This window comes from Streptomyces sp. NPDC047841, from assembly GCF_040704085.1.
Lineage (GTDB): Bacteria > Actinomycetota > Actinomycetes > Streptomycetales > Streptomycetaceae > Streptomyces > Streptomyces argyrophylli.
The window spans coordinates 333029-359950 of the sequence record NZ_JBEYRP010000004.1 but is presented as its reverse complement, the minus strand read 5'-3'; the positions used below and the strand labels follow the sequence as shown (position 1 = coordinate 359950).

General features: G+C 73.1%; 21 protein-coding genes. 9 read left to right on the top strand and 12 right to left on the bottom strand.

All coding sequences use genetic code 11. The annotated features are described in order from the left end of the window. Window positions 1-82 precede the first annotated feature (82 nt). Entirely contained in the window at window positions 83-1213 is a 1131-nt protein-coding gene (gene dusB, locus AB0947_RS08455) for a tRNA dihydrouridine synthase DusB (protein ID WP_366749502.1), read from the top strand. A 164-nt stretch (window positions 1214-1377) separates the two neighbouring features. Here the strand turns inward: dusB and AB0947_RS08450 are convergent, their stop codons facing one another. The 4 genes from AB0947_RS08450 to AB0947_RS08435 form a co-directional block, all read right to left on the bottom strand. Further along, entirely contained in the window at window positions 1378-3168 is a 1791-nt protein-coding gene (locus AB0947_RS08450) for a CDP-alcohol phosphatidyltransferase (RefSeq protein WP_366749501.1), read from the bottom strand. Window positions 3169-3248: 80 nt separating this feature from the next. Next, complete coding sequence (locus tag AB0947_RS08445; RefSeq protein WP_366749500.1) at window positions 3249-3893, bottom strand: dihydrofolate reductase family protein; 645 nt, start codon at window positions 3891-3893, stop codon at window positions 3249-3251. Between the two features lie 145 nt (window positions 3894-4038). After that, window positions 4039-5976: a glycogen debranching N-terminal domain-containing protein gene (locus AB0947_RS08440; RefSeq protein ID WP_366749499.1), complete on the bottom strand. Its 1938-nt coding sequence runs from the start codon at window positions 5974-5976 to the stop codon at window positions 4039-4041. Further along, window positions 5973-7556 (bottom strand): hypothetical protein, encoded by a 1584-nt coding sequence (locus AB0947_RS08435; RefSeq protein ID WP_366749498.1) that lies wholly within the window; start codon window positions 7554-7556, stop codon window positions 5973-5975. The genes AB0947_RS08440 and AB0947_RS08435 overlap by 4 nt, the downstream gene beginning before the upstream one ends. A 120-nt stretch (window positions 7557-7676) precedes the next feature. On the opposite strand from AB0947_RS08435, the gene AB0947_RS08430 reads away from it, so the two are divergent. From AB0947_RS08430 to AB0947_RS08405, 6 genes are all read left to right on the top strand, one after another. Continuing rightward, entirely contained in the window at window positions 7677-8897 is a 1221-nt protein-coding gene (locus tag AB0947_RS08430; protein ID WP_366749497.1) for an ROK family protein, read from the top strand. Window positions 8898-9315: 418 nt separating this feature from the next. After that, window positions 9316-12036 carry a pyruvate, phosphate dikinase gene (ppdK, locus tag AB0947_RS08425; protein ID WP_366749496.1) on the top strand — a complete coding sequence of 907 codons (2721 nt, stop codon included), beginning with the start codon at window positions 9316-9318 and terminating at the stop codon, window positions 12034-12036. Window positions 12037-12226: 190 nt separating this feature from the next. After that, the gene (locus tag AB0947_RS08420) at window positions 12227-13609 is read left to right on the top strand and encodes a restriction endonuclease (RefSeq protein WP_366749495.1); all 1383 of its coding nucleotides are present in this window, start codon (window positions 12227-12229) and stop codon (window positions 13607-13609) included. A gap of 86 nt (window positions 13610-13695) precedes the next feature. After that, window positions 13696-14943, top strand: coding sequence for a sugar ABC transporter substrate-binding protein (locus AB0947_RS08415; protein ID WP_366749494.1), 1248 nt, complete (start codon window positions 13696-13698; stop codon window positions 14941-14943). Next, window positions 14940-15842 carry a sugar ABC transporter permease gene (locus tag AB0947_RS08410; RefSeq protein WP_366749493.1) on the top strand — a complete coding sequence of 301 codons (903 nt, stop codon included), beginning with the start codon at window positions 14940-14942 and terminating at the stop codon, window positions 15840-15842. The genes AB0947_RS08415 and AB0947_RS08410 overlap by 4 nt, the downstream gene beginning before the upstream one ends. Then, window positions 15835-16668: a carbohydrate ABC transporter permease gene (locus tag AB0947_RS08405; RefSeq protein ID WP_366749491.1), complete on the top strand. Its 834-nt coding sequence runs from the start codon at window positions 15835-15837 to the stop codon at window positions 16666-16668. The genes AB0947_RS08410 and AB0947_RS08405 overlap by 8 nt, the downstream gene beginning before the upstream one ends. An 11-nt stretch (window positions 16669-16679) precedes the next feature. Here AB0947_RS08405 and AB0947_RS08400 read toward each other — a convergent pair whose 3' ends face one another. Next, window positions 16680-17447, bottom strand: a complete 768-nt coding sequence (locus AB0947_RS08400) for a glucose 1-dehydrogenase (protein WP_366749490.1) — start codon at window positions 17445-17447, stop codon at window positions 16680-16682. Between the two features lie 115 nt (window positions 17448-17562). Next, complete coding sequence (locus AB0947_RS08395; protein WP_366749488.1) at window positions 17563-18150, bottom strand: TetR/AcrR family transcriptional regulator; 588 nt, start codon at window positions 18148-18150, stop codon at window positions 17563-17565. Between the two features lie 110 nt (window positions 18151-18260). Between AB0947_RS08395 and AB0947_RS08390 the strand changes: the two genes are divergently transcribed. Next, window positions 18261-19244 carry an NADPH:quinone reductase gene (locus tag AB0947_RS08390; RefSeq protein ID WP_366749487.1) on the top strand — a complete coding sequence of 328 codons (984 nt, stop codon included), beginning with the start codon at window positions 18261-18263 and terminating at the stop codon, window positions 19242-19244. 444 nt (window positions 19245-19688) lie between these two features. On the opposite strand, the gene nirD is transcribed toward AB0947_RS08390, so the two are convergent. From nirD to AB0947_RS08370, 4 genes are all read right to left on the bottom strand, one after another. Next, on the bottom strand, window positions 19689-20039 hold the full coding sequence (gene nirD, locus AB0947_RS08385) for a nitrite reductase small subunit NirD (RefSeq protein ID WP_366749486.1): 351 nt from the start codon (window positions 20037-20039) through the stop codon (window positions 19689-19691). Next, window positions 20036-22645: a nitrite reductase large subunit NirB gene (gene nirB / locus AB0947_RS08380; RefSeq protein WP_366749485.1), complete on the bottom strand. Its 2610-nt coding sequence runs from the start codon at window positions 22643-22645 to the stop codon at window positions 20036-20038. Before nirB ends, nirD begins: the two co-directional genes overlap by 4 nt. After that, on the bottom strand, window positions 22646-23860 hold the full coding sequence (locus tag AB0947_RS08375) for an FAD-dependent oxidoreductase (RefSeq protein WP_366749484.1): 1215 nt from the start codon (window positions 23858-23860) through the stop codon (window positions 22646-22648). Window positions 23861-24039: 179 nt separating this feature from the next. Further along, window positions 24040-24927 carry an NAD(P)-binding domain-containing protein gene (locus AB0947_RS08370; RefSeq protein WP_366749483.1) on the bottom strand — a complete coding sequence of 296 codons (888 nt, stop codon included), beginning with the start codon at window positions 24925-24927 and terminating at the stop codon, window positions 24040-24042. Between the two features lie 98 nt (window positions 24928-25025). On the opposite strand from AB0947_RS08370, the gene AB0947_RS08365 reads away from it, so the two are divergent. Next, window positions 25026-25373 carry a helix-turn-helix domain-containing protein gene (locus tag AB0947_RS08365; protein ID WP_366749482.1) on the top strand — a complete coding sequence of 116 codons (348 nt, stop codon included), beginning with the start codon at window positions 25026-25028 and terminating at the stop codon, window positions 25371-25373. A 21-nt stretch (window positions 25374-25394) separates the two neighbouring features. Here the strand turns inward: AB0947_RS08365 and AB0947_RS08360 are convergent, their stop codons facing one another. After that, the gene (locus AB0947_RS08360; RefSeq protein ID WP_366749481.1) at window positions 25395-26078 is read right to left on the bottom strand and encodes a class F sortase; all 684 of its coding nucleotides are present in this window, start codon (window positions 26076-26078) and stop codon (window positions 25395-25397) included. Window positions 26079-26201: 123 nt separating this feature from the next. Then, entirely contained in the window at window positions 26202-26711 is a 510-nt protein-coding gene (locus AB0947_RS08355; RefSeq protein WP_366749480.1) for a hypothetical protein, read from the bottom strand. Window positions 26712-26922: the final 211 nt, after the last annotated feature.

The following is a 26922-nucleotide window of genomic DNA, read 5'->3' as shown; positions in this document are numbered from 1 at the left end:
CCCGGCGGGTGAGGGACAATGGGTGCTTGCCCAGTGTTCCCGCGTCCGTCCTGTGCCGTAGATCCGTCCCGGAGTCCTGACGATGACCCACCCGCTCTCCATCGGCCCGCACGCCGTGACACCGCCCGTCGTGCTCGCACCCATGGCGGGGATCACCAATGCGCCCTTCCGTACCCTGTGCAGGGAGTTCAGCGGCGGCAAGGGGCTGTTCGTCAGCGAGATGATCACCACTCGGGCGCTGGTCGAGCGCAACGAGAAGACCATGCAGCTGATCAGGTTCGACCCGAGCGAGCAGCCGCGCTCGATCCAGCTGTACGGCGTCGACCCCGCGACCGTCGGCAAGGCCGTCCGCATGATCGCGGAGGAGGGCCTGGCCGACCACATCGACCTGAACTTCGGCTGCCCGGTGCCGAAGGTGACGCGCAAGGGCGGCGGGTCCGCGCTGCCGTACAAGCGGAACCTGCTGCGGGCGATCCTGCGGGAGGCGGTGTCCGGGGCCGGTGACCTGCCGGTGACCATGAAGATGCGCAAGGGCATCGACGACGACCACATCACCTACCTCGACGCCGGCCGCATCGCCGTCGAGGAGGGCGTGACGGCCATCGCCCTGCACGGCCGCACCGCCGCCCAGCACTACGGCGGCACCGCCGACTGGGACGCCATCGCGCGGCTGAAGGAGCACGTGCCGGAGATCCCCGTGCTCGGCAACGGTGACATCTGGTCGGCCGAGGACGCGCTGCGGATGGTCCGGGAGACCGGGTGCGACGGCGTGGTCGTGGGACGCGGGTGTCTGGGGAGGCCCTGGCTGTTCGCGGACCTCGTCGCCGCGTTCGAGGGGCGGGACGGCTTCCTGCGGCCCACGTTGCGGGAGGTCGCCGACGTCATGGTGCGGCACGCGACCCTGCTCGGGGAGTGGCTCGGGGACGAGTCCAAGGGCGTGGTCGACTTCCGCAAGCACGTCGCCTGGTACCTGAAGGGGTTCGCGGTCGGGTCCGAGATGCGCAAGCGGCTCGCGATCACGTCGTCGCTCCAGGAGCTGCGGGCGGGGCTGGATGAGCTGGATCTGGACCAGGCGTGGCCGGTCGGTGCGGAGGGGCCTCGGGGGCGGACGTCCGGGAACAACCGGGTGGTGCTGCCGGACGGGTGGTTGAGGGATCCGTACGACTGTTCCGGGATCACCGAGGAAGCGGAGCTCGACACGTCGGGTGGGTGAACGCCCCGGGCTCCGCCCCGGACCCCGCGTCTTGGGCTCCGCGCTGGACCTCGCCTTGGGGCTCCGCCCCAAATCCCGCCAGGGGCTCCGCCCCTGGACCCCGGCCTCGCCCACCCACCACCCGACTCGGTCGGCTGGAGGGTTCCGTGTCCGCGGATCCGGCGTCAGCCGTTCTTCGGGTGGGGTGTTGAGCCGTAGGCCGTCAGGAAGCGGTCGCGGAAGGAGCTCATCTTCCACACCGGGGCGTCGTGGGCGGGACGGAGCCCGTCCGTCCAGTTCCAGGCGGCGATCTTGTCCAGCATCCTGGGGTCCTTGGCGACGATCGACACCGGCACGTCTCGGCTGGCGTGGTTGCCGCTGACCCGGGCGATGGGCTGGTGGTCGCCGAGGAAGACCAGCACGGTGTCCTCGGTGCCGTACCGCTCCAGCCACTCGGTCAGCGCGGTCACCGAGTACTGGACCGACTTTCCGTACTCCTCGCGGGACTTGGTGGTGTCGGCGATGACGTCGGCCGGCTTGTTCCCGGCCGCCTGGATGCCCTTGAAGACCGAGCCGTCGCCGAGCTGGTCCCAGCCCACCCTCTTCGGGATGGGCGCCCAGGGCTGATGGCTCGACGTCAGGATGAGCAGGGACATCCGTGACTTGCCGGCGGCCGGCGGCTTGCTGTGCACCCGCTCCTGGTACTGCTGGAGGGCGTACTGGTCGGGCATGGTCGACCAGCTGAACTTCGGCCCCCGGTAACCGAGCTGGAAGGCGTTGTAGACCTTGTCCAGGCCGTACCACTTCTGCTCCGGCCACCCCTTCTGCACCCCCGGCATGACCCCCACCGTGTCGAACGCGCCGGTCTTGCGGAACGCCTCCGTCAGGCTGAGGTGGTCACTGGCCATCACCGTGCGGTAGCGCTGCTGGTTGCTGATCCACAGCCCCGACATGGTGGTGGAATGGCCGAGCCAGCTGCTGCCCCCGTACGTCGCCGAGGTCAGCCAGCCGCTCTTGGCGTGGAAACCCGCCCTGGCCAGCGCCTTGGTGCGGACGTCGAGGGTCCGGTCCACGCCGGGCGCCATGATCGGGTCCTCGATCGCGCTGCGGCCGTAGCTCTCGATGAAGGTGAAGATCACGTCCTTGCCGCGCAGGTCGGGGACCAGCTGGCTGCCCGGCGTGTTCCCGAACGCGTCGACCCGGGCCACCTTCCGGAACTCCGCCTCGTCCTTCAGCGTGTCGGACACCCGGCGGGCCTGGACCTTCATCGCGTTCGCGGTGCGGGACGAGGCGAGCGGCACGCCCGCCACCTGGAGCCCGAGCGAGGAACAGGTGATCCAGACGACCCCGGCGACCAGGGTGCCGCGGGTCGCGGTGCCGGGGTGCCGGGCGAGGAGATTGCCCAGCCGGACCATCGCCAGGGCCAGCAGCACGAAGAGCAGCAGGACGGCCACGACCAGCCCGGCCACGGCGGCGAGGGTGGCCGTCCGCCCGAGGGAGTCCTCCAGATACGACTCCGCGTCCCCGAACAGGCCCCAGTCCAGTACGACGTTGAAGTCGCGGCCCAGGTACTCGTGGAACCCCATGTCCAGCGCGTTGAGCACGGTCATGGCCCCGAGCAGCACCCCGGACACCGCCGTCAGCACCACCCGGGGCCGCCGCGGCAGCGCGAGCAGCACGGCCGCCCCGATGACGGCCTCGGCGGGTATGCGGAAGAACTTCGCGGGCCCCAGCCGCACGACCGTGTTCGGCATCACCAGCGCGGCGACGACCAGCGCCGCGGCGAGCACGGTGACGGTCACGGACAGGGCCCGCGCGGCTTCCGGATGCCCCTCCCGCCAGCGCCTGCGCCGGGCCGACCACGCGGCCCACGGACGGCGGAACGTGCGTACGGCGGGTTCGGTGACCTCTGCGGCCACGCCCTCGGCGGAGGAATCGGCAGAGGCGGCGGCAGAGGCAGGCTGGAGCGCGCTCATGCCCTCCCGTACGGCCCGCGGGGAGGCACCGTTCAGGTCAGCCGGGCAAACACCTGGTCAACACGCGGGCGGCCCTCGCCTCACCTTCGCCAGAACAGGTGGTGCGTCACGCCGCTCGGGCTGGGCACGACCTCCAGGTGGAACCGGTCGAGCAGCTCGTCGGGTGACTCCCACAGCCGCAGTCCGGACCCGAGCTCCACCGGCGAGACCACCACATGCATGGTGTCGACGAGGCCGGCGTCGAGGAACTGCCGGATGGTGGTGACCCCGCCGCCGAGTCGGACGTCGCGGCCCTGCGCCGCTTCCCGCGCACGTTCGAGGACCGTGGCCGGGTCGCCGTCGACGAAGTGGAACGTGGTGTCGGAGAGCGTGAAGGACGGACGTTCGTGGTGGGTCATGACGAACACCGGAGTGCGGAACGGGGGCTCCTCCCCCCACCAGCCGCGCCACTCGTGGTCCTGCCAGGGCCCACGCTGGGGGCCGAACTTGTTGCGGCCCATGATCTCGGCACCGATGCCGCGTGCGAAGTCCCGCGTGAAGTAGTCGTCGAGGCCACGGCTGCCGCCGGGTTCCGTGCGCATGGGCCAGCTCGCCGTGGCTCCGGCCCAGGCGAGCAGCCTCTCGGGGTGGTCGTGGCCGAACGGCCGCTCGAGACTCTGGTGCTCACCCGCACCGATTCCCTCACTCGAGACACTGAAGTTCATGACTCTCAGCAGTTGATCCACGTCTGTCCTCGTCAGGTCCTGTCGCGTCCTCGTGCGGCGGGGCGCCGCACACCATGACGTCGAACGGGACGTGGCCGGATCGACAGCGGCCCGCGACTTCTTTCCGGAGGGGCCGCCCGGTGCCCGGCGCCGCGAACGAAAGACCCTAGGCGCCTCCCACCGCCGTCAGCAGGGCGAGCGGCGCCGCGGCGGACCGGGCCCCCCGCCCGCACGCGTGCGGATACGGCACCGGCGCGGCGTCCGGAGCCCGCCCGTACCCGGCCAGCACCTCCGGCAACCGGTGCCCGCCCGCCGTCGCCGCGTCGATCAGGGCGTGGGCGACCGTGCGGGCCTCGTCGTGCAGCCCGTACCGCGCCAGGCCCAGGGCGATCAGCGCGTTGTCATGGGGCCAGACGGATCCCCGGTGGTGGGACAGCGGGTGGTACGCGGCCTGGCCGGCGGCCAGCGTGCGCACGCCCCAGCCCGAGAAGAAGTCCGGCTCCAGCAGCCGCCGGCCCACCACCTCGCCGTACTCCTTGTCCAGCAGCCCCGACCACAGCAGGTGCCCGGCGTCGGAGGCCAGCGCGTCGATCTGCCGGCCCCGCCCGTCCAGGGCCAGCGCCGGGAAGGACCGCTCCCGCATCCAGAAGTCCCGCTGGAACCGGTCCCGGAGGTCGGCCGCCGCCTGTTCCAGCAGCGCGGCGTACGTCTCGTCCCCCCACACCGTCCGCGCCACCCCGGCCGTGCGGCGCAGCGCGTCGTAGGCGTAGCCCTGGGCGCCCGCCGCCATCACCGCGCCGGTGGGCCGGGTGCCGTCGGCACAGCAGATCGCGCCGGGGGAGTCCTTCCAGTTCTGGTTGGCGAGGCCGCCCTCGTCGGCGCGGTAGACGAGGTAGCCGCGCGAGGTCAGGCCGCCGTGGTCGAGCATCCAGCCGACGGCGGCCCGGGCGTGCGGCTCCAGGCGCCGGGCCGGCTCCGTGTCCCCCGTCCGCTCGACGTACGCGCCGAGCAGGATCAGGAAGAGCGGGGTGGCGTCGACCGAGCCGTAGTAGCGGCCGAACGGCACCTGGCCGAAGTGGGCCAGCTCACCGTGGCGTACCTCGTGCACGATCTTGCCGGGCTGGGCGACCGGGGACCGGCCGGTGCCGGTGGCCTGGGCGGCGGCCAGGGCGAGGAGCGTGGCGGCGGCGGACCGGGGGTGGTACGGCAGGACGAACAGGGAGGTGAGGAGCGCGTCGCGGCCGAGCAGGGTGAGGAACCAGGGGGCGCCGGCCGCCGGTACGCGCAGGTCCTCGCCGTCCGGCCCGGTGGCCGGGACCTGGAGCGCCGCCAGGTCGGCGAGGCCCCGGGCGCAGGCGGCGGCCAGCTCCGGCCAGCCGGTCGGGAAGGCCACGCCCTCCATGAAGCGGGCTTCCTCCGCGAGGAGGTGCTCCCGTACGGCGGCGGGGTCGCGGGGCACGCGCAGGGCGCGCTTCTCGCCGTGCGGGCGGGCGGTCACCCGCAGCAGCAGCTCGGTCGTGCCGTGGGGTGCGAGGTCGAGGGTCCACACCAGGCGGCGGGCGCCGGTGCCGGTCTCCTCCACGGCGTCGGGGGCCGGGTCGGCCGTGATGGTCGTACAGGACCGCCACTCGGCGCGCCGGTAGGTGAACTCGATGCCGTCGGGGAGGACGCCGCGGGAGCGCAGGGCGCCGGGCTTGGCGTAGGTGCGGTGGTCGGAGCGGAGCTCGAACTGGTCGGTGAAGTCGGCGTCGACGGTGAGCGCGAGCCGTACGGTGGTGGGCACCGGGCGGTTGCCGGTGACCTTCACGGACTCCACGAACGAGCTGTCCCCGACGGCCTGTTCACGGAAGACGGTGTACGCCGGGGGCTCCTGCCGGCCGCCGCGCGGGACCAGTGCACAGCGGGCCTCGTCCCCGTCCGTGACCGGTGTGAGCACCTCGGGCACCGCGCCGTCGAGGGTGAGCTGCCAGCGGCTGAGATGCCGGGCGTCCCGGACGAACAACCCGTCCGGGGAGCTGCCGCCCCGCACCCCGCTGATGTCGCCACGGTCGCCCACGGCGGCGAAGGTGGCGCCGTGCACGAGCAGATGATGCCGGTCCGTCATCCCCGGTCCCCTCCTCTGTCACTCCTGTCGAACGTTCCGGTGTCCGTGGGGGGTACGACTCTTTGTCCGCTCTTGTCCAGATGTTGACGCTCGTGAGGGGCGGCCGGCCGGTGGCACAGGTCGAGTGCGAGGGCCGCCGTCCAGCTGAAGCCCGTGGCTCCGCAGGGCGCGCCGGTGTACGGGTCGACGTACTCCGCGAAGCCGGTGGCGCCGGCGAGGTCCAGCACCGCCCGGCGCAGGGCCTCGGCCGCCGCCGTCTCACCGTGCGTGCGCAGGCCCCGCTCCAGCAGCCAGCCGGTGTTGAACCAGGCCGGTCCGCGCCAGTAGCGGTGCGGGTCGAAGGCCGCGCCGAGCAGGTCGTAACTGGGCACGAGCCGGGTGCGGTCACCGACCGAGAAGTGCGGCCCGCGCAGGGTGTGCACGAGGCCGGCGGCGATGTCGCGGGGGAGGCCGGGCAGGAGCAACGGCACCAGACCGGAGACGGCGCGCTCGGGGAGGAGGCGAGAACGCCCCGAGCCGCCGTGCGTGCGAGAGGGGAGGGGGGCGGGGCCGGTACCGGAGGAACCCGGCCCGGAACCGGAGGCGTCCCGTCCGGGGGCGGCGCCCTCGTCCCGCAGGTCCCGGCACAGGAACATCCCCGCCTCCGCGTCCCACAGCCGCTCCACCAGCGTCGCCGTCAGCCGGTGCGCGCGGGCCCGGCGGGCGGAGCCGGACGCCCCCAGTTCCTCGGCGATCCGGGCCAGCGCGAGCTCGGAGGCGATGAGGAGGGCGTTGAAGGCCGGGTCCTCCACGGCGAACCCGCCGCCCCCGTCCGCGTACCCGGCGTCCCGGTAGTCCGCGGCCAGCCGCACGTACCGCCCGTAGTCCAGGTCCGTCGGCCGGTCCCCGGCCGCGCCGTGCCGGAGGTCGGCGCGGTGGAAGGAGCGGGCCGGGGCCGGGGTGATCCGGGCCAGCGGGGCGTCCCAGCAGGGGCTGTTGTCCATGCCCTGCTCCCAGGGGTGGACCACGGACACCAGCCCTGCGCCGCCCAGGTCCCGGCGGTGCAGCAGGTACCGGTGCCAGGCGGCCAGTCGCGGGTGGACGCGGGCCAGGAAGCCGCGGGCCCGGGACAGCCGGGGGTCGGCGCGGTGCACCAGCCAGGCCGCCAGCGCGTGCACCGGTGGCTGCACGATGCCGGAGGTCTGCAGCGTGCGCGGGGCGCCCGCCGTGCGCCCGGCGGTGGCGGAGCGCCAGAAGTCGGGGCTCGGGAAGTACGCGTCGAGCGGTACGGAGGGGTTGAACACGATGTGCGGGACGCGACCGTCGCCCCACTGGGCCGCGAGCAGCGTCTCCAGCTCCGTCTGGGCCCGCCGCGGCGAGACGTGCCGCAGCCCGATGGCGATGAACGCCGAGTCCCAGGACCACTGGTGCGGGTACAGGGCGCGGGAGGGCACCGTCGACGCGCCGGTCCAGTTCGCCTCCAGCACCCCGGCGGCCCTCGCGGGCAGGGACGTCGTGACCGGGGTGACGGCCGTGGCCGGTGGATCGTATGCCGTCTCGTACGGGGTGGAACGGGCAGTGAGCTGGGCGGTGCGATCCACTCGGGGCTCCCCGGAGACGTCCGGCCGACGCGGTTCCGCCCCGGCCACCGTAGGGTTACGCCTATTCAGCATGCAAAACTCAATATGTAAGGCAGACTTGAGAAGCACAAGGGGGCGCGCATGACCGGACGTCCGGGAAGGACCGGCAAGAGCGGGAGCCAGGCGGGCGCCGGCGATCTGCTCGAACTGGTGCGCAGCGGACGGGCCGTGACGCGCGGCGCGCTCCAGCGGGCGACCGGACTGTCCCGGGCCACCGTCGGCCAGCGCCTGGACCGGCTGTTCCGGGCGGGCTGGCTGCGCGAGGGCGCCGGCGGCCCGGTCGACTCGCCGCTCGGCGGACGCCCCTCCATCACCCTGGAGTTCGACGACTCCCACGCGGTGGTCCTCGTCGCCGACCTGGACACCCGGCACGCCCGCGCGGCCGTCCTCACCCTGACCGGCCGCATCCTCGCCGAGCAGGCCGGCACGCTGGTGGTCGAGGACGGCCCCGACGCGGTCCTGGGCGAGCTGGGCCACCGGTTCGCCGGGCTGCTGGCCGAGGCGGGGCGGAGCGCCGAGGAGGTGTGCGGGATCGGGCTGGCGGTGCCGGGCCCGGTGGACAGCGAGACCGGCCGGGTGGTCCAGCCGCCGATCATGCCGGGCTGGGACGGCTACGACATACCGGGCCGGCTCTCCCGCGCCCTCACCGACCGCACCGGGGCCCCCGCGGTCCCGGTCCTGGTCGACAACGACGCCAACCTCATGGCGTACGGCGAACAGCGCACCGGACACCCCGACTGCAGGGCCTTCGTGCTGGTCAAGGTGTCGACGGGCATCGGTGCCGGGGTGGTGGTGGACGGTGAGCTGTACCGGGGCGTCGACGGCGGCGCGGGCGACATCGGGCACATCCGGGTCGGCGCCGACGCGCTGTGCCGGTGCGGCTCGTACGGCTGTCTCGCGGCGGTGGCGAGCGGCGGTGCCGTGGCCCGCCGGCTGGCCGCCGCGGGGGTGCCGGCCGCCTCCGGCTCGGACGTGCGGGATCTGCTGGCCGCCGGGCACCCGGAGGCCGCCGCGCTGGCCCGGGAGGCCGGGCGGCAGGTCGGGGACGTGCTGGCGACGGTCGTGACCCTGCTCAACCCGGGCGTGCTGATGATCGCGGGTGACCTGGCCGGAACCCCCTTCCTGACCGGTGTGCGCGAGCTGCTCTACCAGCGGGCGCTGCCCCGCTCCACGGGTCACCTGGACGTCGTCACCTCGCGGCTCGGCGATCGGGCCGGGCTGATCGGCGCGGGCGCGCTGGTGGTGGAGCACCTGTACGCCCCGGACCGGGTCGAGCAGCGGCTGTCGGAGCTGGGTGTGTGACAGGGCTGCCGCCGCTCCTGACCGGCGTCCGCCGAGCGGTCCGCATGGTGGAACGGAGCGGTCTGTGGCAGCGTGATTCTCGCCACCCTTGATAAGGGTTGCGCTCAGATGAGCGGATCATGCGCGGCTGCACTTCCTCAAGGGGTGGCACTGCGTGCCACCCCTTGATCGTTCATCGATCGAAATCAGTCGTGCTGCGGTCCGCTCACATGAGCAGAAAAATGCACCTGTGGACACTGCTGTCTTCAAGAAGTGAAAACATATGGCCGGCCTCGCTTGCCAAGCCTTGACTTTCGATCCGCTGGCGGACGGGTGGTTACAGGCGCATGACGCGCAAGTGGACGTACCCAGGCACCTTCGATCTGGGTATGTTCCTCGCCATCAGGGCAGCCACCGTGGCCTCAAGGAGTCGAGACCCGTGTCGGAAAACAAAGAACCCCAGGCAGCGAAGTTCGTTTACGACTTCACCGAGGGCAACAAGGACCTCAAGGACCTGCTCGGCGGCAAGGGTGCCAATCTCGCCGAGATGACCAACCTGGGTCTCCCGGTCCCTCCCGGCTTCACGATCACCACGGAGGCCTGCAAGGTCTACCTGGAGAGCGGCGAGGAGCCCGCGGCACTCCGTGACGAGGTCAGCGCGCACCTCGAAGCCCTCGAAGCGAAGATGGGCAAGAAGCTCGGCCAGGCCGACGACCCGCTGCTCGTCTCCGTCCGCTCCGGCGCGAAGTTCTCCATGCCCGGCATGATGGACACGGTCCTGAACATCGGCCTGTCCGACACGTCGGTACAGGGCCTGGCGGCCCAGGCCGGCGACGAGCGGTTCGCCTGGGACTCCTACCGCCGCCTCATCCAGATGTTCGGCAAGACCGTCCTCGGTGTCGACGGCGACCTCTTCGAGGAGGCCCTCGACAAGGCGAAGGCGGCCAAGAAGGTCGCGGTCGACACCGACCTGGAGGCCGCGGACCTCAAGAAGCTGGTCACCACCTTCAAGAAGATCGTCAAGAAGGAGGCCGGCCGCGACTTCCCGCAGGACCCGCGCGAGCAGATGGACCTCGCCATCAAGGCGGTCTTCGACTCCTGGAACGGCGACCGCGCCAAGCTGTACCGGCGCCAGGAGCGCATCCCGCACGACCTGGGCACGGCCGTCAACGTCTGCTCGATGGTCTTCGGCAACCTCGGCCCCGACTCCGGCACCGGTGTCGCCTTCACCCGCGACCCCGCCTCCGGCCACCAGGGCGTCTACGGCGACTACCTGCAGAACGCCCAGGGCGAGGACGTGGTCGCGGGCATCCGCAACACCGTGGCGCTCGCCGAGCTGGAGCAGATCGACAAGAAGTCGTACGACCAGCTCATGCGGATCATGGAGACCCTGGAGAACCACTACAAGGACCTCTGCGACATCGAGTTCACCATCGAGCGCGGCCAGCTCTGGATGCTCCAGACGCGCGTCGGCAAGCGCACGGCGGGCGCGGCCTTCCGCATCGCCACCCAGCTGGTGGACCAGGGCCTCATCGACGAGACGGAGGCGCTCCAGCGCGTCACCGGGGCCCAGCTCGCACAGCTGATGTTCCCGCGCTTCGACGAGCAGGCGAAGGTCGAGCAGGTCGCCCGGGGCATCGCGGCCTCGCCGGGCGCGGCGGTCGGCAAGGCGGTCTTCGACTCGTACACCGCGGTGAAGTGGTCCCGTTCGGGCGAGAAGGTGATCCTGGTCCGCCGGGAGACCAACCCCGACGACCTGGACGGCATGATCGCGGCCGAGGGCATCCTCACCTCCCGCGGCGGCAAGACCTCCCACGCGGCCGTCGTCGCCCGCGGCATGGGCAAGACCTGTGTCTGCGGCGCGGAGGAGCTGGAGGTCGACACCAAGCGCCGCCGGATGACGGTGCCCGGCGGACGCGTCGTGGAGGAGGGCGACCTGATCTCCATCGACGGCTCGTCCGGCAAGGTCTACCTGGGCGAGGTCCCGGTCGTGCCCTCCCCGGTGGTGGAGTACTTCGAGGGCCGCATGCACCCGGGCGCCGACGACGCCGACGAGCTGGTCGAGGCGGTCCACCGCATGATGGCCTTCGCCGACCGCAAGCGCCGCCTGCGGGTGCGCGCCAACGCGGACAACGCCGAGGACGCGCTGCGGGCGCGCCGCTTCGGCGCCCAGGGCATCGGCCTGTGCCGCACGGAGCACATGTTCCTCGGCGACCGCCGTGAGCTGGTCGAACGCCTCATCCTCGCCGACACGGAGGAGGAGCGCGAGGAGTCCCTGAAGGCCCTGCTGCCCCTGCAGAAGAAGGACTTCGTCGAACTCTTCGAGGCGATGGACGGCCTCCCGGTGACGATCCGTCTGCTGGACCCGCCGCTGCACGAGTTCCTGCCCGACATCACGGAACTCTCCGTCCGCGTGGCCCTCGCGGAGTCCCGCCAGGAGCCGCACGAGAACGAGCTGCGCCTGCTCCAGGCCGTGCACCGGCTGCACGAGCAGAACCCGATGCTGGGCCTGCGCGGCGTACGCCTGGGCCTGGTCATCCCCGGCCTGTTCACCATGCAGGTCCGGGCCATCGCGGAAGCGGCGGCCGAGCGCAAGGCGGCCAAGGGCGACCCGCGCGCGGAGATCATGATCCCGCTCGTCGGTACGGTCCAGGAGCTGGAGATCGTCCGCGAGGAGGCGGACCAGGTGGTCGCCGAGGTCGAGGCGGCGACCGGTACGCGGCTGAAGCTGGCGATCGGCACGATGATCGAGCTGCCGCGGGCGGCCCTCACGGCGGGCCAGATCGCCGAGGCGGCGGAGTTCTTCTCCTTCGGCACGAACGACCTGACGCAGACGGTGTGGGGCTTCAGCCGGGACGACGTGGAGGCCTCGTTCTTCACGGCGTACCTGGAGAAGGGCATCTTCGGCGTCAGCCCGTTCGAGACGATCGACAAGGACGGCGTCGGCTCGCTGGTGAAGGCGGCCGCCGAAGCGGGCCGTCGTACCCGCCCCGACCTCAAGCTCGGCGTCTGCGGCGAGCACGGCGGTGACCCGGAGTCGGTCCACTTCTTCCACGAGGCCGGCCTGGACTACGTCTCCTGCTCCCCGTTCCGCATCCCGGTCGCCCGCCTGGAGGCGGGCCGCGCGGCCACCCAGTCGGCGGGCAGCGACCACCGCTGACCCACCCGGTCCCCGGAGCCGCCGTCGGTCCCCGACCCTCACCGATCGGCGGCGGCTCCGGCGCACGAAAGAGGAGGGGCGGCACCCCGGTGCGGGGGGTGCCGCCCCTCTGTGCGGCCGGACCACCTCCCGCTTCCTATGATCAGTTGATCATTCAAGGGCGGGGTCCGAGAGAGCCGGGAGAACGACGATGAACGACAAGGCCACGCGGGTACCGCCGCGTCCCCGGCCGCGTCCCGTGGCGGACTGGGAGGACGCCGAGGAGAACGCCCTGGAGTGGGCCCGGTGGCTGGGTTTCGCGGGAGCGCGGCGGACGCCGGGCGGTGCGGACAGGGGACTCGACATCGACGGGCCCGGCGTGTACGGGCAGGTCAAGTTCCACGGCCGGGCCATCGCACCGAACCTGATCCAGCAACTGTTCGGTGCGCGGGGCCGCCGGGAGGGGGAGATGCTCTTCTTCTCGAACTCCGGGTACACGAAGGCGGCCCTGGAGTGCGCGGACGATCTCGGTGTCCGTTGCTTCCAGTACTCGCCGTCCGACGGCGAGGTCACCTCCCGCAACGCCTCCGCGCGGGAACTGATGGAGCGCGCGCACCGGCCCGTGGAAGCGGGGGAGGAAGGTCCCCCACGCACGGTGCGGAGGTTCACCGAGCCGGTCTTCCTGGACGGCGACTACGCGGAGTTCAGCCCGGACGGCTCGATGATCGCCTACAAGGACACGCTCACCTCCGTACGCGTCGAGGAGTGGCCCAGCCGCGCGGAGGTCGCGACCTTCACCGAGGACAGCGAGGTCCTCGGTCTGGAATTCGTCGCCCCCGCGCTGCTGGCGGTCCACTTCCCGTTCCTCAACGAGACGGTGATCTGGGACGTGCGAGCCGACACCGTCCTGCGGACCGTCGGGGAGCGTCCGGAACACGGGCGACCCGACATGGCCTATGTGCGCCGGGTGGAGTGCGGTGGTCAGGTGGTCACCGTGTTCGGGCACGAGGCGCCGGACCGCTGGTCCGCGCTCACGGGCGAACGGCAGCCTCCGCTCCGGTTTCCCGGCGTGAACGGCATGACCGACGGGCTCGTCTCGTGGGGCATATCCCCCCAGGGGGTGCCGGTGGCCTGTTACGGCAGGCGGTCGGGGAAGAAGCGGAGCTGGAACCTCCACATCGGCGACCGGATCCAGCGGATCGCCACGGAAAGCCACGGAACGGTGCCGTCCCGCTTCGCCTTCACCTCCGACGGCCGCCTGATGGCCGCGGTGGGACACGGTCCGGACATCGGGATCTGGGACATGGACCAGGCCGAGAGGGTCGCCGTCCTGCGCACGGGCAACCCCCTCCTGCCCGAGGACGAGGACGCGCTGGAGGCGGTGGCGTTCAGCGCGGACGACTCCCTCCTGGCCGTCGGGGGCCGCGACAGGACCGTCCGCCTGTGGAACATGCGTCTGCGCGAGGAGACCGCCCTGCTCGAAGGCTGCGAAGACGACGTCTCGAAGATCGGCTTCAGCCCGGACGGACGTCACCTGGTGGCGTCGGACGAGAGCGGGACCGCCCGGCTCTGGGACCTCTCGCGGGACCGGTGACACACGGCCGCAACTCGTCTTTCGTAATCGGGGCGCATGGTTGATCGTTGGGCCGTGCATCGATGACGGACGTCAGGGGGCACACGATGACGATCAGCCGTAGGGAGCTGCTCGCCGCGGGGGTGGGCGCCGGAGCGCTCACGGCCTGCGGGTCCAACACCGGCCGGGGTGGCGGTGGTTCGGGGCCGCAGCTGACGCAGTGGTACCACCAGTACGGCGAGCCCGGCACCGAGCGGGCCGTGCGGCGCTACGCCGCCGGCTTCGGCAAGGCGCGCGTCTCGGTGCAGTGGCGGCCCGGGAACTACGACCAGCAGATCGCCGCCGCGCTGCTCACCGACTCCGGGCCCGACGTCTTCGAGGTCAACGGGCCCACCCTGGACCAGATCCGGGGCGGGCAGGTGCTCGACCTCACCGACCTGGTGCGGGAGGTGAAGGACGACTTCAATCCGGCCGTGCTCACGCCGAAGACCCACGACGGCAGGGTCTACGGCATTCCGCAGGTCATCGACATGCAGATGCTCTACTACCGCAAGAGCCTGCTGGAGGACGCCGGTGTCGAGCCGCCCGCCACCCTGGACGCCCTGGTCGACGCCGCGCACCGGCTCACCACCGGCAAGGTGAAGGGGCTCTTCCTCGGCAACGACGGCGGGGCGGGCGTGCTCGGCGGGACCCCCCTGTACGCGGCCGGATTCCGGTTCGTCGGCGACGACGGCAAGGTCGGCTTCGACGACCCCGCCGCCGCCCGCACCCTCGGCAAGCTGCACCGGCTGTACGCCGACAAGTCCCTGCTCCTCGGCGCGCCCAGCGACTGGTCGGACCCGTCCGCCTTCGTCCAGGGGCTGACCGCGATGCAGTGGACCGGGCTGTGGGCGCTGCCGCAGATCCGCAAGGAACTCGGTGACGATTTCGGGGTGCTGCCCTTCCCGCGGGACGGGAGCCACGGGCGGCCCGCCGTGCCCGTCGGGGCGTACGGCGCCGCCGTCAGCGCCCGCAGCCGGCACAAGGAACCGGCCAGGGAGTACGTGAAGTGGCTCTGGGTCGACCGCACCGACCACCAGGAGGACTTCGCGCTCTCCTACGGGTTCCACATCCCCGCCCGGATCTCCCTCGCCGAGAAGGCCACCGCGCTGAAGGACGGTCCCGCCGCCGACGCCGTCCGCTTCACCACCGACCACGGCTACGCCCAGCCGCTGCTGTGGACCCCGGCGAGCCAGACCGCCTACCAGGACGCGCTCAGCCGGATCATCAGGGACGGGGCCGAGCCGGAGCGGGAACTGCGGGCCGTCGTACGGAAGGTGTCGGCCGAACTCGACCGTGTGAAGAAGGCGTCGTGAGGCGGCGCGGGGCACTCTGGTTCTGGGTGTTCGTCGGGCCGTTCGCGCTCGGGCTCGCGCTGTTCACGTACGTCCCGCTGCTGTGGAGCGTGGCGCTCAGCCTCTTCGACGCGCACAACACGGTCACGCCGACGCGCTTCGTCGGGCTGGACAACTACACGGCCATGCTGCGGGACGGGGCGTTCGTGGACAGCCTGAAGACCTTCGCCGTCTTCACGGCCTTCATCGTGCCCGTCACCTACGTCTTCTCCCTCTCCCTCGCCCTGATGGTCAACCGCCTCAGGGCCGCCCGGGCCTTCTTCCGGTCCGTGTTCTTCCTGCCGGCCGCGTGCAGTTACGTCGTGGCCGCGCTCGTCTGGAAGATGTCGCTGTTCAGCGGGGTGCGGTTCGGGCTCGCCAACACCGTGCTGGGATGGTTCGGCGGCGATCCCGTGGCCTGGCTGTCCACCACCGATCCGCCCTGGTACTGGCTGGTCATCGTCACCGTACGGCTGTGGCTCCAGGCCGGGTTCTACATGATCCTGTTCCTCGCCGGGCTCCAGCGGATCGACCCGGCGCTGTACGAGGCGGCGGCGGTGGACGGGGCCCGGCCCGGCTGGACGGTGCTGCGGCACATCACCCTGCCCCAGCTGCGGGCCACGTCGGCCGCGGTGGTGCTGCTGCTCGTCGTGGGCGCCTTCCAGGCCTTCGACGAGTTCTACAACCTGCTGTCCGACGCCCGGGGCTATCCGCCGTACGCCCGGCCCCCGCTGGTCTACCTCTACTACACCGCCCTCGGGCAGGGGCAGAACCTCGGGCTCGGCAGCGCGGGCGCGGTGATCCTCGCGCTGGTCATCGGCGTCGTCACGGTGGGGCAGGCGCGCTGGCTGCGGCTGGGGAGGACGGACGGCGATGGATGACGCCCTGGTACGGGCCGGGCGGGCGCTGCGGCTGGTGCTGCTGATCGCGCTGGCCCTGCTCTTCCTGATTCCCTTCTACCTGCTCGTGCGCAACGGGCTGGCCGACGAGAAGGACATCACCTCCCCCGAGTGGACCTTCTTCCCCCGCCACGTGCGGTGGGGCAACGTTCGCGAACTGTTCGGCGACCCGTCCGTGCCGTTCGCCCGGTCCCTGCTCAACTCCGCGCTGATCGCCGTCGCCACCACCCTCGGCACCCTGCTCCTCGCCTCCCTCGCGGGGTACGGCCTCGCCCGCATCCCCTACCGCCACGCGAACAAGGTCTTCTACGCCGTCCTGGGCACCCTGCTCGTCCCGGCGGCCGTCACCTTCGTGCCCAGCTTCGTGCTGGTGTCGACGCTGGGCTGGGTCTCCACGCTGCGCGGACTGATCGTGCCGACCCTGTTCCCGGCCTTCGCCTGCTTCGTCTTCCGGCAGTACTTCCTGGGCTTCCCCCGGGAGCTGGAGGACGCGGCACAGGTGGACGGGCTCGGGTACTGGCGGACGTACTGGCTCGTCGTCGTACCCAACGCCCGTCCGGTGTTCGCGGCCGTCGGGACGATCGTGTTCCTCGGCGCGTGGAACTCCTTCCTGTGGCCGCTGGTGATCGGGCAGGACCAGAGCGCCTGGACGGTGCAGGTGGCCCTGTCGTCGTTCACCACCGCCCAGGTCGTACGGCTGCACGAACTGTTCGTCGCGGCGGCCGTGTCGATCCTGCCGCTGCTCCTGGTGTTCCTGTGCTTCCAGCGGTGGATCGTGGCCGGGGTGGAGCGGTCCGGGATCGACTGACGCGGCCGGGGTCAGGCCGTGGAGCCGCCGTCGATCACCAGGTCGGCGCCGACCACCGAGGCCGCGTCGTCCGAGGCCAGGTACAGCACGGCGGCGGCCACCTCCGCGACGGTGGAGACCCGGCCGAGGGGCACTTCCTCGCGCATGCGCGCGGCCCGGCCGGCCTCGGTCTCCCCGTCCCGGAACGACATGTCCGTGGCGGTGGGGCCGGGGCTGACGGCGTTGACGCGCACACCGTCGGCGATGTGGTCCAGGGCGGCGGCGCGGGTGAGGACGGACACGGCCGCCTTGCTGACGGCGTAGCCGCCGGTGCCGGGCCGCCTGCTGTGCACGCCGATCCGGGAGGCGATGTTCACGATGGCGCCGCCGTCCGGCTGGGTGCGCATCCGGGCGATCTCGGCCTGGAGGGCGAGGAAGACACCGGTGACGTTGATGTCGAGCATCCGGCGCCAGTCCTCCTCGGCCAGGTCGCCCACGGACCGCCCCTTGCCCTGAAGCACCCCGGCGTTGTTCACGGCCACGTCCAGGGAGCCGAACCGGTCCACGGTGGTGTCCACCAGGGCGCGCAGGTCGTCGGCGCGGGAGACGTCGGCGGTGACGGCGAGCCCCTTGCCGCCCTCGGCCTCGATCAGTGCCACGGTCTCGTCCAGCGGCTCCCGGCGCCGGCCGGCGACGACGACCCGGGCGCCCTCCCGGGCCAGGGCGAGGGCCACCCCGCGGCCGATGCCGGAGCCGGCGCCGGTGACGAGGGCGGTCCGGCCGGAGAAGCGGTGCGTCATATGAGGTTCCCTTTTCTAGACCGAGCGGTTCAGTATGAGGGTGAGGAAAAAGGCGCATCGGGAACGCGCCCCCCGCAAGGAGCGCGTCCAGGGGGCGCGTTCTCCGTGGCCCTGTTCAGCCGTCCAGCAGTGCCAGGGCCTGCTCCGCCGCGTCCCGGACCCTGGCCGGGTCCGTCGAGGCCTTGCCCACCACCCGCAGGCCCTGGAGCAGGACCAGCAGCATGCGCGCGAGGGTCAGCGGGTCGCGGTCCCCGGCCAGCTCGCCCTGTGCCTGGGCACGGACGAGGGCGGAGTGCAGCAGGGTCTCGACGGTGTCCCAGCTGCGCTCCACCCGGCGGGCGGCCTCCCGGTCGTGCGGGGCCAGCTCGACCGCCGTGTTGGTGACCAGGCAGCCCTGCTCCCGGGTCGCCTCGGCGGCGGCCTCGGCGGCGAACCGCCGGACCAGCCCGCGCACGGCCGGCAGCACCGGGCCGGGGCGGGACAGCTCCCGCGTCAGGACCGGGTCCTGTGTCCGCCCGTACCGGTCCAGCGCCCGCAGGTACAGCTCGTGCTTGCTGCCGAAGGTGGCGTACAGGCTGGCCTTGCCGATGCCCAGGTGCCCGACCAGGTCGGCCATCGACGTCGCCTCGTAGCCGCGCCGCCAGAACAGCTCCAGGGCCGACTGGAGCGCCGCGTCGGGGTCGAATTCCTTGGGTCGGGGCATGGGGGCAGGCTAGGCCCAACTGAACCGGTCGGTCAAGAAACAGTCGTGGCCGCGAGGGGCTCGCGAAGGCGCCGCGCGCGTGCCGGCCCCCGGTGGCAGCATGGGGGGCCATGCGTGCCGCGTACATCGAGCAGCTGGGTCCCCCGGACGTCATCCGGTACGGCGAGCTGCCCGCGCCCCGCCCCGGCCCGACCGACGTCCTGGTGGACGTGCTCGCCACCGCCGTGGACCCGGTGGACGCCCTCGTCCGGTCGGGGGTCTTCCGTACGGCCGTGGAGTTCCCGTTCGTCATCGGCCGGGACCTGGTGGGGACGGTCGCGGAGACCGGACCCGGTGTGACCGGCTTCCGGGCCGGTGACTGCGTGTGGTGCGACAGCCTCGGGCACGAGGGGCGGCAGGGCGCGGCCGCCGAGCAGGCGGTGGTGGCGGCCGACCGGCTCTACCCCCTGCCCGGCGGCGTCGACCCGGACCTCGCCGTGGCCGCCCTGCACCCGGCCGCCACCGCGTACCTCGCCCTGTTCGTCCACGGCCGCCTCCGTCTCGGCGAGACCGTGCTGGTCGCGGGCGCCGCGGGCAACGTCGGCAGCGCCCTGGTGACGTTCGCCGCGCGGGCGGGGGCCCGGGTCCTCGCCACGGCCGGCGCCCGGGACGCCGCGTACTGCGCCGAGTCCGGCGCGGCCGAGGTGTTCGACTACCGCGACACGGAGCTGACCGAGAAGATCCGCCGGGCGGCGCCGGCCGGTGTCGACGTGTACCTGGACACGGCGGGCGTGAACGACCTGGAGACCTCGGTCGGTCTGCTCGCCCGCCGTGGCCGGGTGGTACTGCTCGCCGGTGCGGGGACCCGTCCCGTGCTGCCCGCCGGGCCGCTGTACATGAACGGCGGCTCCGTCGTGGGCTTCGTCATCTCGCACGCGACGACGGCCGAACTCGCCGCCGCCGCGCGAGCCGTCAACGACCTGCTGGGGCAGGGTCTGCTGCGCCCCCGGAGCCTGGAGGTGCTCCCGCTGGGCGCCGCCGCCGAGGCGCACGCGCGGATGGAGCGGGGGGAGCTGCGGGGCCGCCGGGTCGTGCTGCGCACGGACCTGGCCTGACCTGACCTGGTCCGGCCTGCGGCCGGCGGCCCGGCCCGTGCGCCCCGCCGTCTCGGCTGGCGCTACGGCGCCCGCCCCTCATCGCGCCGCGCGGTCCGTGCCCCCCGCCGCCTCCGCCCGGGCTACGGCGCCGGCCGTCGAACTCGCCGCCGTGGCGCACGCGCCGGGGGAGCCGCGGGGCCGCCGGGTCGTGCTGCGCACGGGCCTGGCCTGACTTGACCTGGTCCGGCCTGTGGCGGCGGCCCGGCCCGTGCGCCCCGCCGTCTCGGCCGGCGCTACGGCGCCCGCGCCCGCATCTCATCTCGCACGCGACGTCCGTCGAACTCGCCGCCGTGGCGCACGCGCGGGGGGAGCTGCGGGGGGGCCGCCGGGTCGTGCCGCGCACGGACCTGGCCCGACCTGGTCCGCGGCCCGGTCCGTGGGCCCCGCCGGCCCGCGCCGCCGCTACAGCGCCCGCACCTCGTACGCGGTCACCCGCGCCGACTCGTCGTCCAGGCACTCCCCGGTGACCAGGTCGAAGCGCTGCTTCAGCAGCGGGGACGCCACGAACGGGCGGCCCCGGTGGGTGCCGGTCAGGCCGCGGGAGAGGACGGCGGCGCCGGTGAAGGGGTCGCGGTTGTCGACGGCGTACAGCCGGTCCGCGCGGTCGCGGAAGAGGGCCGCCTGGCGGCCGTCCGGCAGCAGGGCCGCCACTCCGCGGCCCGGGACCAGCAGGCTCAGGTCGCAGACCGTGAACCAGTCGTCCGCCAGCCGGAGCCGGACCTTCAGGTCGGTCGTCTCAACTGCCAGGGTCATCGCTGGGCGCTTCCTTCCAGGACGTCGTCGGCGGGCCGCAGGCCGATGGCCAGCAGCGGCAGGTCGGGCTTGATCTGGTCGCGCTCGGGGACGAAGGAGACGACCGGGTCCGGGGTGTCCGGGGCGTTCACGAAGGACACGAACCGGGCCAGCTTCTCGGGGTCCTCGACCGTCTCCGCCCACTCGTCGCGGTAGTTCGCGACGTGCGCCCGCATCAGCTCCTCCAGCTCGTCGCAGATGCCGAGCGAGTCGTGCACCACCACGTCCCGTACGTGCTCCAGGCCCCCCGGGAGGCGCTCCAGCCAGGTGCTGGTGCGCTCCAGACGGTCGGCCGTACGGATGTAGAACATGAGGAACCGGTCGATCAGCCGGACCAGTTCGGCGTCGGACAGGTCCTGGGCCAGCAGGTCGGCGTGGCGCGGGCTGGCGCCGCCGTTGCCGCCGACGTACAGGTTCCAGCCGCCCGAGGTGGCGATCACCCCGAAGTCCTTGGACTGGGCCTCCGCGCACTCCCGGGCGCACCCGGACACCGCCGACTTCAGCTTGTGCGGGGACCTGAGGCCCCGGTAGCGCAGCTCCAGGTCGATCGCCATCCGGACCGAGTCCTGCACGCCGTAGCGGCACCAGGTGGAGCCCACGCAGGACTTCACCGTGCGCAGCGACTTGCCGTAGGCGTGGCCGGACTCGAAGCCGGCGTCCACCAGCCGGGCCCAGATCAGCGGGAGCTGCTCGACACGGGCACCGAACATGTCGATCCGCTGACCACCGGTGATCTTCGTGTAGAGGCCGAAGTCCCGGGCGATCTCGCCGATCACGATCAGCTTCTCCGGCGCGATCTCCCCGCCGGGGATGCGCGGCACCACCGAGTACGAGCCGTTCTTCTGGAGGTTGGCGAGGAAGTGGTCGTTGGTGTCCTGGAGCGCTGCCTGCTCGCCGTCCAGGACGTAGCCGCTCGCGCCGATCACCGGGGCGAGGGAGGCGATGATCGAGCCGACGGCCGGCTTGCACACCTCGCAGCCGTCCCCGCCCCGGGCGCCCTCGCGGCCGTGGCGGTCCAGCAGTTCCCGGTACGACGTGATGCGCAGGGCCAGGACGATCTCGTACAGCTCCTCGCGGGTCTGGGCGAAGCAGCCGCACAGGCCCTTGTCGACCTCTACGCCGGACGCCTCCAGCTCGGCGTCGACCAGCCCGCCCAGCACCTTCACGCAACTGCCGCACGTGGTACCGGCCTTGGTGCACTTCTTCACCTCGGGCACCGTGGTGCACCGGTGCTCGGTGACCGCCGCGCGGATCGTGCCCTTGCGGACGTTGTTGCAGGAGCAGATGATCGCGTCGTCCGGCAGCGCGGCCGCGCCCAGCTGTGCCCCCGAATCGGCTCCGGCGGGCAGCACGAGCGACTCGGGGGAGACGGGCGGCACCGAGCCGGTGAGCGCGCGCAGGGTGCCGTACGCCTCCGCGTCGCCGACCAGGATGCCGCCGAGCAGCGTGCCGTCCGCGCCGATGACCAGCTTCTTGTACAGGCCCGCGCGGGAGTCGGAGTAGACGACGTCCAGGCAGTTCTCGGTGGTGCCGTGCGCGTCGCCGAAGGAGGCCACGTCGACGCCGAGCAGCTTCAGCTTGGTGGACAGATCGGCGCCGGTGAAGGAGGCCTCGTCGGCGGCGATGGTCGCCGCGGCCGTCTCCGCCTGCTCGTAGCCCGGTGCCACCAGGCCGTAGACCCGGCCGTCGGCGGCCAGCGCGCACTCCCCGATCGCCAACACGTGCGGGTCGGAGACGGTCCGGCACTGCTCGTCCACCGCGATGCCGCCGCGCTCGCCGACCGTCAGGCCCGCGTCGCGGGCCAGCTGGTCGCGGGGACGGACACCGGCGCTGAACACCACCAGGTCGGTGGCGATTTCGGAGCTGTCGGACAGCTTCATGCCGGTGACGGCACCGGAGCCGTCCGTGACGATCTCCTGGGTGCCCACGCCGGTGTGGACGGTCAGGCCCATGTCCCGGATGGTCCGCAGCAGGGCCGCGCCGCCCCCGTCGTCCACCTGCACCGGCATCAGGCGCGGCGCGAACTCCACGATGTGCGCGTCGAGTCCGAGCCCCTTGAGCGCGCCGGCGGCCTCCAGGCCGAGCAGACCGCCGCCGACCACGGCACCCGTCGTCGCCCGGGTCCTCGCGTACTCCTCGATCGCCAGCAGGTCCTCGATGGTCCGGTACACGAAGCAGCCCGTGGCGTCCTTGTTCGGCACCGGCGGCACGAACGGGTAGGAGCCGGTGGCCAGGACGAGGACGTCGTAGTCCACGGCCAGGCCCGAGCGGGCGGTCACCGTGCGCGCCTCGCGGTCGATCGTCTCCGCCGGGTCGCCGAGGTGCAGCTCGATGCCGTGGTCCTCGATGAACCCCATGTCGGTCAGGGAGAGGTCCTCGGCCGTCCTGCCGGAGAAGTACGAGGTCAGCTGGACGCGGTCGTACGCCGGACGCGGTTCCTCGCACAGGACGACCACGCGGTGCGTGGCGGTCAGGCCGCGCTCGGCGAGCGCCTCGAGGAAGCGCTGGCCGACCATGCCGTGGCCGACGAGCACGATCGTGGGGGTGGCCCCCAAGGTGGCGGTCATTCAGGAGCCTCCGTCGTTGGTGAGCAGGTGGAGCAGGGGGCCGTCGCCGGGGAGCGGATCCGCTCCCTCCCAGGCGCGGGCGAGCGCGCCGACGGTGCCGAGTTCGCCGACGAGGACCCCGCCGACCAGGCGGTCGTCGCGGACGACGACCTTGCGGTAGGTGCCGCGGGTGGCGTCGGCGATCCGCACGACGTCGTCACCCGGGTGCGGCTCGGTCTCGCCGAACGCGGCGAGGTCGAAGGGGGAGCCGGGACCGGTGAGGGTCAGCCGGGTCAGCGAGCGGGTGCCGGTGTAGCGGGCACGGGCGTCGCCCGCGAGCAGCTCGGCGAGCGCGTCGGCCTGTTCCAGGGCCGGGGCGGCCAGTCCGTAGACCGTGCCGTCGTGCTGGGCGCAGTCGCCGATGGCGTGCACGCGCGGGTCGGAGGTGCGCAGCTCGTCGTCGACGAGGATGCCCTCGCGGACGGCGAGGCCCGCCTGCTCGGCGAGACCCGTGCGGGGCCGTACCCCGCAGGCGAGGACCACGAGGTCGGCGCCGAGCGCGTACCCGTCGGCCAGCTCCACCGAGCGGACCTGGCCGGCGACGCAGCGCACGTCCCGCACCCGGCACTCGGTGTGCACCTCGACGCCCAGCCCGGTCAGGTGCCGCAGCACCAGCCGGGAGGCGTCCGGGTCGAGCTGGCGTTCCATGAGCCGCTCGGCCTGCTGCGCGAGCACCACCTGGGCGCCGCGCACGGCGAGCGCGCGGGCCGCGGAGACGCCGAGCAGCCCGCCGCCGATGACGACCGCCCGTACGCCGGGCCGCACGGCCCCGGCGAGGCCCAGGCAGTCGTCCATGGTGCGGAACGCGTGGACGCCCGCGGGCAGCTGGTGGCCGGGCCCGAACAGGCCGCGCAGCGGGGGCAGCACCGGGTTGGAGCCGGTGGCCAGCACCAGCGCGTCGTACGCGATGCGCGTGCCGTCGGCGCAGGTGACGGTCCGGGCGGCCCGGTCGATGCCGGTGACCCGGGTGCGCAGCAGGCCGGCGGGCGGCGGGAGGGCGATCACCTCCGGGGCGTACCGGCCGGCCAGCACCTCGGCCAGCAGCACCCGGTTGTACGGCGCGTGCTCCTCCTCGCCGACGAGCAGCGCGGGCGTGCCCAGCTCGCCGAGCCGCCGGGCGAGCCGTACGCCCGCGAGGCCGGCGCCGATCACCACCACACGCGTATTCGAGGTCATGTCCCGAGCGTGCGTCCCCGACGTTACCCGGCGGCATCACGTCTGTTTCCCGGGCGGAACGCTGCCCTCAGCGGACCGGGGCGAGGGGTGTGAGGGGGTTGCGCGGGGCCGGGGGAGGGGTGTGAGGCGGGGGCCGCCGTGGGCCTGGGGGCCGGCCCGGCGGCCCCCGAAGCCGCGGGTCAGCGGGTGCGCAGCAGGTCCACCAGGCCGGTGGTGTCCTCCGTGGCGTGGCCCGCCGCCGCCCGTGCGCGCATCAGGTCCAGGAACGGGGTGAGCAGGTGCGCGCTCACGCCCTGTTCCGCGGCCGTGCGCAGCAGCGTCGCGCTGCCGGCGGCCTGCATGCCCAGGTGGGAGACGACCCCGGTGGTGTAGTCACCGGACGCCAGCCGGCCGGCCGTCTCCTCGGCCGTGCCGGCCATCGCGGTCAGCCAGGGCACGAGCAGCGCGGCGAAGTCCCCGGGCGCCACCTCCGTCCCGCGCAGCAGCGCGAAGGCGTGGGTGACCCCGGCGAACATGCCGTACATCGCGCTCAGCAGCGCCACGTCGTGCAGCGCGGCGAGACCGGGGTCGGCACCGACGTACTCGGTGGCGGCCGGGACGGCGAGGGCGGCCCGGTGCTCCTCGAACAGCTCCGGGTCACCGCTGTAGAGGACGAAGGCGCCGGGCGTGCCGATCATCGGCGGTACGGCCATGATCCCGCCGTCCAGGAACCGGGCGCCCCGCTTCTCCGCCCAGGCGGCGCGCTCCCGGGCGTCGGCGGGGGTGCCGGTGGTGAGGTTCACCAGGTCCCGGCCGGCCAGCTCGGCGGAGTCCAGGGCGGCGCCCACCGTGGCGTCGTCCAGCAGACAGGCCACGACGAGCCGGTTCGCGGCCACCGCCTCGGCCGCGCTCCCCGCCGCGACCGCGCCCGCGGCGGTCAGCGCGGCCGTCCGCCCGGGCGTGCGGTTCCACACGGTCAAGGGGTGCCCGGCGGCGAGCCAGGCCCGCCCGAGCGCGGTGCCCATCGCACCGGTGCCGAGCAGGGTCAGGGGAGTGGGGGACGCGGAGGAAGGGGAGGTGTCGGTCATGGCGACTAGGCTCGCCCGTGGAGCCGCCGCGCAGAAGTACGTACTTCCGAGTGGGTGGTTACCAGCGGGAAAGCATGCGGGCCGGAAGGGGGAGGACCATGCCGGTGGGACGGCGGCCGGGGGCGTACCTGTGCGGGACCGACGCGGCGATGGACATCATCGACGGCAAGTGGAAGGTGTCGATCCTGTGGGTGCTGGGCGAACGCGGTACGTGCCGCTTCGGTGAGCTGCGCCGGCGGCTGCCGGGCGTCACGGAGAAGGTGCTCGCCGCGCAGCTGCGCGAACTGGAGGCCGACGGGGTCGTGCACCGCGAGGAGTACGACGAGGTGCCGCCCCGCGTGGAGTACACGCTGACCCCGAGCGGCCTCCAGCTGAACGAGGCGCTGGAGCCGCTCGGCGGCTGGGGCAGAAGGCACGTACTGGGCGGGGCGCCGGCGCCGCACTGAGCCGCCTGGGGGGCGATGCCCTCAGCGGCTGCCGGTCAGATGGGCGAACACCACCACGTTGCCCTGGTAGCCGGTGCTCCTCGAGTAGCCGCCCCCGCAGGTGATGACGCGCAGTTCGGGGCGGTGGGCGGCGCCGTACACCTTCTCGTCGGGGAAGTCGCGGGCCGAGTACACCTCCACCGCGTCCACGGTGAACACGGCCACCGAGCCGTCCCGGCGGTCCACCTCGATGCGGGCGCCCCGCTTCAGCGCGCCCAGGTCGTAGAAGACGGCGGGGCCCTCGGTGTTGTCGACGTGGCCGGCGACGATCGCGGTGCCCGTCTCGCCGGGGGTGGTGCCGGCCTCGTACCAGCCGGCCAGGTTCTTCTCCTTGGCGGGCGGCGCGTCCAGGCTGCCGGAGCGGGTCAGGGCCAGGCCCGTGAGGGGCGCGTCCACCCGGATCGCGGGGATGCGGATGCGCAGGGGCGGGGACGGCGCGAGGCCGGGCGCCGCGACCCGCGTACCGCCCGGGTCGGGGCGGCCCTCGGCGGCGGACGGCTGCGGCGGGGTGTGCGGGACGGTGCCGCCGCCCAGCAGCCACACGCCCGAGCCGAGGGCGACGACGGTGACGGCGGCTATGGCGGTGTCGCCGAGCCGGGCCGTCCTGGCGCCGCGAGCGGTCCCGCGGTTCCCGGCGGCCTTGCGGTTTCCGGCGGCCTTGCGCATGCCAATCCCCTCTCCCGGGGGCGTGCCCCCGAAGGGCCCCTTCCCCCTCCGGGCCGCGAGGGGCGTCGGACCCGGAGGGGGCGGGATGTGCGGTACCGGCGGACGGACAGCGGAGGGTGTCCGTCAGATCCCGTCGCCTCTCGCCCGGCGATGCAGGAGCCAGGTACCGCCCGCGGCGGCGACGGCCAGTGCCGCCACGCCCGCCGCGGTCTGCACGGGGTCGGGGCCGAGTCCGCCGCCGACCCCCGTCTTGACGCTTCCTCGCGGCAGCACCTCCTGGTGCACCGCGCTCAGGGCCACCACCAGGTCGCCCGCCACCTGCCGGTCGCCCTCGGCGCACCGGGCGACGATCTCGTACGTTCCCGGCTGCGCGCTGGACGGCACCCGGAACTGCCCGATCGCCTCGCCCTCGTGCGTGGTGGGCGCCAGCATGAACGTGCCGGCACCGACCGCGCCCGCGTCGCCGGTCGCGGGTCCGGTGTCCCCGCACGCGGCCGTGTTCACCGTGACCTGGTCACCGGGCGCCACGGTCGCCGGGTACAGGTCGAGACGGCCGGTCCCGGCCGCGTGGGCGGGTGCCGCGGCGGTCACGGCGAGCGCGGTACCGGCCAGCAGACGGGCAGTGCGTCGCATGGTGCTCCCCAGGGCTTGTCCGACTCGTCCAGGGGTGCGCCCCTGCCCTACCGAGGTAAGTCGCAGTCGCGGGGATCCGCTTCCCGAGGCGGCGCCGGGAATGCGGTGAACGGGTGGCGCGAAAGGCCCCCCACACGGCCTAGCCGGAGCGTGTTCCGGCAGGTCAGGGCTGTGTGAGGGGCCGGGTGCGAAGAGCACACGATTGGCCCCC